This window comes from Streptomyces sp. ISL-36, assembly GCF_018614205.1.
Lineage (GTDB): Bacteria > Actinomycetota > Actinomycetes > Streptomycetales > Streptomycetaceae > Streptomyces.
In genome coordinates this window covers 1-6,331 of record NZ_JAGGOS010000213.1, presented here as the reverse complement: position 1 = coordinate 6,331, position 6,331 = coordinate 1, and the positions used below count along the sequence as shown (strand labels likewise).

Annotated in this window: 5 protein-coding genes; 4 read left to right on the top strand and 1 reads right to left on the bottom strand. The window is 72.1% G+C overall.

Annotation, left to right across the window (positions count from 1 at the left end; all coding sequences use genetic code 11):
- Window positions 1–1,274, bottom strand: a 1,274-nt coding sequence (locus J7E93_RS36450) for an MFS transporter (protein WP_251067588.1), incomplete at its 3' end; no start/stop codon positions are given.
- Between the two features lie 125 nt (window positions 1,275–1,399).
- Here J7E93_RS36450 and J7E93_RS36445 point away from each other — a divergent pair.
- The 4 genes from J7E93_RS36445 to J7E93_RS36430 form a co-directional block, all read left to right on the top strand.
- Entirely contained in the window at window positions 1,400–2,293 is an 894-nt protein-coding gene (locus J7E93_RS36445) for a TetR/AcrR family transcriptional regulator C-terminal domain-containing protein (protein ID WP_215074331.1), read from the top strand.
- A 203-nt stretch (window positions 2,294–2,496) separates the two neighbouring features.
- Window positions 2,497–4,530 (top strand): M4 family metallopeptidase, encoded by a 2,034-nt coding sequence (locus tag J7E93_RS36440; RefSeq protein WP_215074330.1) that lies wholly within the window; start codon window positions 2,497–2,499, stop codon window positions 4,528–4,530.
- Between the two features lie 77 nt (window positions 4,531–4,607).
- On the top strand, window positions 4,608–5,273 hold the full coding sequence (locus tag J7E93_RS36435; protein WP_215074329.1) for a response regulator transcription factor: 666 nt from the start codon (window positions 4,608–4,610) through the stop codon (window positions 5,271–5,273).
- The coding region (locus J7E93_RS36430; protein ID WP_215074328.1) for a sensor histidine kinase at window positions 5,266–6,331 on the top strand (1,066 nt) is incomplete at its 3' end. The genes J7E93_RS36435 and J7E93_RS36430, both read left to right, overlap by 8 nt.

Below are 6,331 nucleotides of genomic sequence, written 5' to 3'. Positions count from 1 at the left end.
ACGGCGGCGCCGACGGCGCCGAGGACCGCCATGCCGAGCGCCCCGCCCAGCTCCTGGCCCGATTCGAGCACCGCCGCCGCCGAGCCCGCCCGCTCCGGCGGGGCGGCGCCCAGGGCGAGTTCGTTGGCGAGGGTCATCGCGGAGACGAGTCCGGCCGCGTAGAGCGCGCACGCGGTGAGCAGGACCCAGAACGGGGTTCCGGGTCCGGCGGTGGTCAGCCAGCCGAAGCCCGCCGCGGAGATCAGGAACCCGCCTGCCATGACGTACGCGCGGTCCACCCGGCGGGCGAGCGCCGCGCCGGTGGGTGCGGCGATCATGACGCCCACCGAGGGGACCAGGCTCCACAGCGCCGCCTCGAACGGGCTCTGGCCGAGGACGGACTGGAGGTACTGGGTGAAGAAGACGGCGAAGCCGACGGTGGCGACCATCGCGAGCAGGTTGACGAGGACCGACCCTCCGTACCCGCGCTGACGCAGCAGGGCGAGGTCCACCATGGGGTGGGCGAGCCGGGCCTGGCGGCGGACGAAGACGAGCGCGAGCAGCAGCCCGCCGGTCACCATCAGCGCCGCCAGGGGTGCCCAGCCGTCCCTGGCGATCTCCTTGACGCCGTGGACGAGGGGCAGCAGCGCGGCGAGGGAGAGCAGGGCGCTCGGCAGGTCGAAGCGGCCCGTCGCCGCTCCTTTGGACTCGGGCAGCAGGGCGGGGCCGAGGATCAGGAGCAGTGCCATGGCGGGCAGGTTGATCAGGAAGACCGAGCCCCACCAGAAGTGTTCGACCAGGGCGCCGCTGACGACCGGGCCGAGGGAGATCCCGCTCGCCATGACGGTCGTCCACAGGGTGACCGCCTTGGCCCGCTGGGCGGCGTCCCGGAACAGGGTGCGGATGAGGGCGAGGGTGGACGGCATCAGGCAGGCGCCGGCGACGCCGAGCAGGGCGCGGGCGGCGATGAGCGTGCCCGGGCTGTGGGCGTACGCCGCGGCGAGGGAGGCGATCCCGAAGAGTGCGGCGCCGCCGAGCAGCACTCTTCGGCGGCCGACGCGGTCGCCCCACGCGCCCATGGTGATGAGGAGCCCGGCGAGGACGAAACCGTACATGTCGAGGATCCACAGCTGGGCGGTGGCGCCGGGGCGGAGGTCCGCGCTGATCGAGGGGATGGCGAAGTAGAGGACGGAGACGTCCATGGAGACCAGGAGCAGCGGCAGCATCAGCACGCCGAGGGCGGTCCACTCGCGGCGACCGGCGAGTGCGGTGGTGCGTGGTGTGGTGAGCGTCATGCGGGGAGGGAAGCAGCCGGGTGCGTACGGCGCCATCGCCGTTCTAGTGCACCGTACGAAGGGCGGTGGAAACATCAGGTCAGGGCTGTGTACAGCGTATCGGGTGCACTAGTACAGTGCCCGTCGTGACGACTCCGCCGCCCTACCGTGCCATCGCCGCCGAGATCGGCCGCCGGATCCGCGCGGGGGAGCTCCGCCCGGGCGACCGGGTGCCTTCCACGCGAGCCATCACACGCGAGTGGGGTGTGGCCATGGCGACCGCCACGAAGGCGCTGGCCGCACTGCGCCAGGAGGGACTGGTCCGGGCCGAGCCGGGGGTGGGGACCGTCGTGGTCTCCCTCGCGGCCGCGCCCGCGACGCTCACCCGGGAGCGGATCGTCCGGGCCGCGCTCGAACTGGCGAACGCCGAGGGGCTCTCCGCGCTCACCATGCGCCGGGTCGCGACCGCGCTGTCCACCTCGACCATGGCGCTGTACCGCCATGTCCCCGGCAAGGGGGAGCTGGTGCGGCTGATGACGGACGCCGTGTGCGGCGAGGTACCGATGGGGCCGGTGCCGGCCGACTGGCGGACGGGGCTCCAGCTCGGGGCGCGCTGGCTGCGCGGGGTGTACACGCGCCACCGGTGGATGGCTCAGGCGATGGCCTCGTTCACCCGGCCGGTCGCCTCGCCGAACGCGATGGCGTACACGGAGTGGATCCTGGGGGCCCTGCACGGCACTCCCCTGACGCCGTTCGAGAAGATCCACACCCACCTGGTGATCTTCGCGTACGTCCAGGGGCTGGCCATGGCCGACGACTTGGAGGAACAGGCGCGGCAGGACAGCGGGATCTCCGACGGGGAGTGGATGGAACGGAACGAGCCACGGTTCGACGCGATCTCGGCGGGGGGTTCGTACCCCCTGCTCACCACCCTCACCGACGGCGAGGATTTCGATCTGGACCTCGAGAGTCTCTTCGAGTTCGGGCTTCGGCGAATACTGGACGGCATCGCCGTGATGATCGACGAAACGTCCGGTTAACGAACACGGCCTTTCGGGCAGCGGACGATTTCCGGCCAACTTATTGACGCGCTCCTGACAGGAGCCGGTTACTGCTGCCACTCTCTCCCCCGGCTCTTCGCACCAGAGTTCGCGCTCCACAAGTACGTGCTCCACAGCTCTGTTTGCTCTGCCCGGACCGACCCACCCAGTGGTCCGGTACCCCCCTCGCAAAAGGAGTCTGCGTGAGATCCACGCCCAGCCGTCGCGCCACCGCGACCGGCGCTCTGATCGCTGCCGCCGCCATGTTCGCCGTCACCGTCCAGACGGGGTCCGCGACCGCCGCGGACACCCCTGGATCCAACGCGCCGAAGGCCCAGGCCGGCATCGCGGCCAACCCCGGCGCCCTCCCGGCCGACCTCTCCCCCGCCCAGCGCACCGCGCTGATCCGCGCGGCCGACGCCGACAAAGCGGCGACCGCCAAGGCCCTCGGGCTCGGCGCGCAGGAGAAGCTCGTCGTCCGTGACGTCGTCCAGGACCGCGACGGCACGACCCACACGCGCTACGAGCGCACCTACGCCGGACTCCCCGTCCTCGGCGGCGACCTGGTCGTCGCCGAGACCAAGGCCGGGCAGACCCGCGGCGTCACCAAAGCCTCCCGCGCGGAGCTCAAGAACGTCGACATGACCGCCGACGTGGCACCGGCCGCCGCCGAGAAGCAGGCGCTGGCCGAGGCCAAGGCGGAGGGTGCGGACAAGGCCGCCACCGAGCGCGCCCCGCGCAAGGTCGTCTGGATGGCGCAGGGTTCGCCCGTCCTCGCGTACGAGACCGTCGTCGGCGGCCTCCAGCACGACGGCACCCCGAGCGAGCTGCACGTCGTCACCGACGCGTCCACGGGCGCGAAGCTGTACGAATGGCAGGGCGTCCACACCGGTACCGGCAACACGCAGTACAGCGGCCAGGTGACGCTCGGCACCGCGCCCTCGTACACGCTGACCGACACCGGCCGCGGCAACCACAAGACGTACAACCTCAACCGCGGCACGTCCGGCACCGGGACGCTCTTCTCCGGCTCCGACGACGTCTGGGGCGACGGAACCCCGCAGAACGCGGAGACCGCGGGCGCCGACGCGCACTTCGGTGCCGCCGTCACCTGGGACTACTACAAGAACGTCCACGGCCGCTCCGGCATCCGCGGCGACGGTGTGGGCGCGTACTCCCGGGTCCACTACGGCAACGCGTACGTCAACGCCTTCTGGCAGGACTCCTGCTTCTGCATGACGTACGGCGACGGCTCGAACAACACCAAGCCGCTCACCTCGATCGACGTGGCCGCGCACGAGATGACGCACGGCGTCACCTCCAACACCGCCGGCCTGGTCTACAGCGGCGAGTCCGGCGGTCTGAACGAGGCCACCTCCGACATCTTCGCGGCGGCCGTCGAGTTCTACGCCAACAACGCCGCCGACAAGGGCGACTACCTGGTCGGCGAGAAGATCGACATCCGCGGCAACGGCACCCCGCTGCGCTACATGGACAAGCCCAGCAAGGACGGCTCGTCCAAGGACGCCTGGTACTCCGGCATCGGCTCGATCGACGTGCACTACTCCTCGGGCCCGGCCAACCACTGGTTCTACCTGCTCTCCGAGGGCAGCGGCGCCAAGACGGTCAACGGCGTGAACTACGACTCGCCGACCTCCGACGGTCTGCCGGTCACCGGCATCGGCCGCGACAAGGCCGCGCTGATCTGGTTCAAGGCGCTCACCACCAAGTTCGGCTCCACCACGAACTACGCCGGTGCCCGCACCGGTACGGTCGCGGTGGCCACCGAGCTGTACGGCGCCGGCAGCGCCGAGGTGAAGGCCGTCGAGCACGCCTGGGCCGGCATCAACGTGGGCGCCCGCCCCGGCGGCGGCGACCCGGGCACCGGCAAGGTCTTCGAGAACACCGCCGACGTGTCCATCCCGGACAACGGCGCCGCGGTGACCTCCACGGTCAACGTCACCGGCATCACCGGCAACGCGCCCTCCACCCTCAAGGTGGACGTGGACATCGTCCACACCTGGCGCGGTGACCTGGTCGTCGACCTGGTGGCCCCGGACGGCTCGGTCTACAACCTGAAGCCGTTCTCGTCCTCCGACTCGGCCGACAACGTGAAGGCCACGTACACGGTCAACGCCTCCAGCGAGGTCGCCAACGGCGCCTGGAAGCTCCGGGTCCAGGACAAGGCCGCGCAGGACACCGGCTACATCAGCGGCTTCAAGCTGACGTTCCCGTAACCCCGCTCGTCGGGTGACGGCCGCCCGGAGGGACTCGTTCCCTCCGGGCGGCCGTGCGTCTGCATAGGGTTGTTCGCATGATCAGGGTGCTGCTCGCGGACGACGAGACGATGATCCGGGCCGGTGTGAAGGCCATCCTCACCACCGATCCGGGGATCGAGGTCGTCGCGGAGGCGGGCGACGGACACGAGGCCGTCGAACTCGCCCGGCTGCACCGGCCGGACGTCGTCCTGCTGGACATCCGGATGCCACGGCTCGACGGGCTCGGAGCGGCGGAGGAGCTGCGCCGGGCGGCTCCGGACTGCTCGGTCGTCATGCTGACCACGTTCTCCGAGGACGCGTACATCGCGCGGGCGCTCGGCAGCGGGGTGAGCGGCTTCCTCCTCAAGTCCGGTGACCCGCGGGAACTGGTCGCCGGGGTGCGGGCCGCGGCGGAGGGTGCCGCCTTCCTCTCCCCCGGCGTCGCCCGCCGGGTCATCGACACCCTGGGCGGTGAGCGTCTCTCCCGTACGGCCGAGGCCAGGGCCCGGCTCGAACCGCTGACCGGACGGGAGCGGGAGGTGGTGTCGCTGGTCGGCGCCGGGCACTCCAACGCCGAGATCGCGGCGCGGCTGTTCGTCGTCGAGGGCACGGTGAAGGCCCATGTGAGCGCCGTCCTGGCCCGGCTCGACCTGCGCAACCGGGTGCAGCTGGCGATCCTGGCGTACGAGGCGGGTCTGGTGGCGGAGTCCCCCGATGCGTGAACGCCTCTTCGACCTGGGGCTGTGGATCCTGCTCTGCGTCCCCGTCCTGCTGCGTTCCGACCCCAACGACGGGGGGTCCTGGGCTCAGGTGGCGGCGGGGGTGGCGGTCCTCGGGGTGTGTGTGGCGATCGGCCGGCGGTGGCCGGAGGCGCCGATCGCCCTCACCGTCGGGGCGAGCCTGGCGGCCTCGCTGGAGCTGTACACCGCCTCGTACACCCTCGCCCTGATCGCCTTCGGCTATCTCGCCGGGCGGCGGCAGGACCGCACCCGGGCGGCGCTCTGGTTGTTCGGGGCGGTGGCGGCGGTGGGACTGCTGCTGACCCGGCTCGCCGGTACGTCGCTCGGACAGTGGTTCACGCTGCTGCTGGTGCTCGCGCTGGCGGTCGTGGCGCCGTGGCTGATCGGCCGGTACGTACGGCAGTACGACCGGCTCGTCCGCAGCGGCTGGGAACTGGCCGACCGGATGGAACGCGAACAGGCGGCGGTGGCCGACCGCGAACGGATGCGGGAACGTTCCCGCATCGCCGGCGACATGCACGACTCGCTCGGCCACGACCTGGCGCTGATCGCACTCCGCGCCGGCGCCCTGGAGCTGGCCACGGGCCTGGGTCCCGAGCAGCGGGCCGCGGCCGGCGAACTGCGCCGCGCGGCGGCTGAGGCGACCTCCCGTCTGCGGGACATCATCGGCGTCCTGCGCGAGGACGAGGACCCTGCCGCGGCGACGGCCCGGACGGCGCCGCCCGACGAGTCGGTCGAGGACCTGGTGGGCCGGGCGAGGGAGTCGGGGCTCGCGGTGGAGCTGACCGTCGTCGGCGAGCAGCGGGCCGCCGGGGCGACGTCGCTGTCGGGCATGGCGGACCGGGCGCTGCACCGGGTGGTGCAGGAGGCGCTGACCAACGCGGCCAAGCACGCGCCCGGCGCCAGTGTGAAGGTGCGGATCACCTACGGCGAGGCGGCCGTCGGCGTACGGGTCGTCAACGGCCCGCCGCCCGCGGGCGAGGACCCGGCCGGGCGCGCGCCCGCAGGCGGGACCGGGCTCGCGGCGGACGGGACCGGGC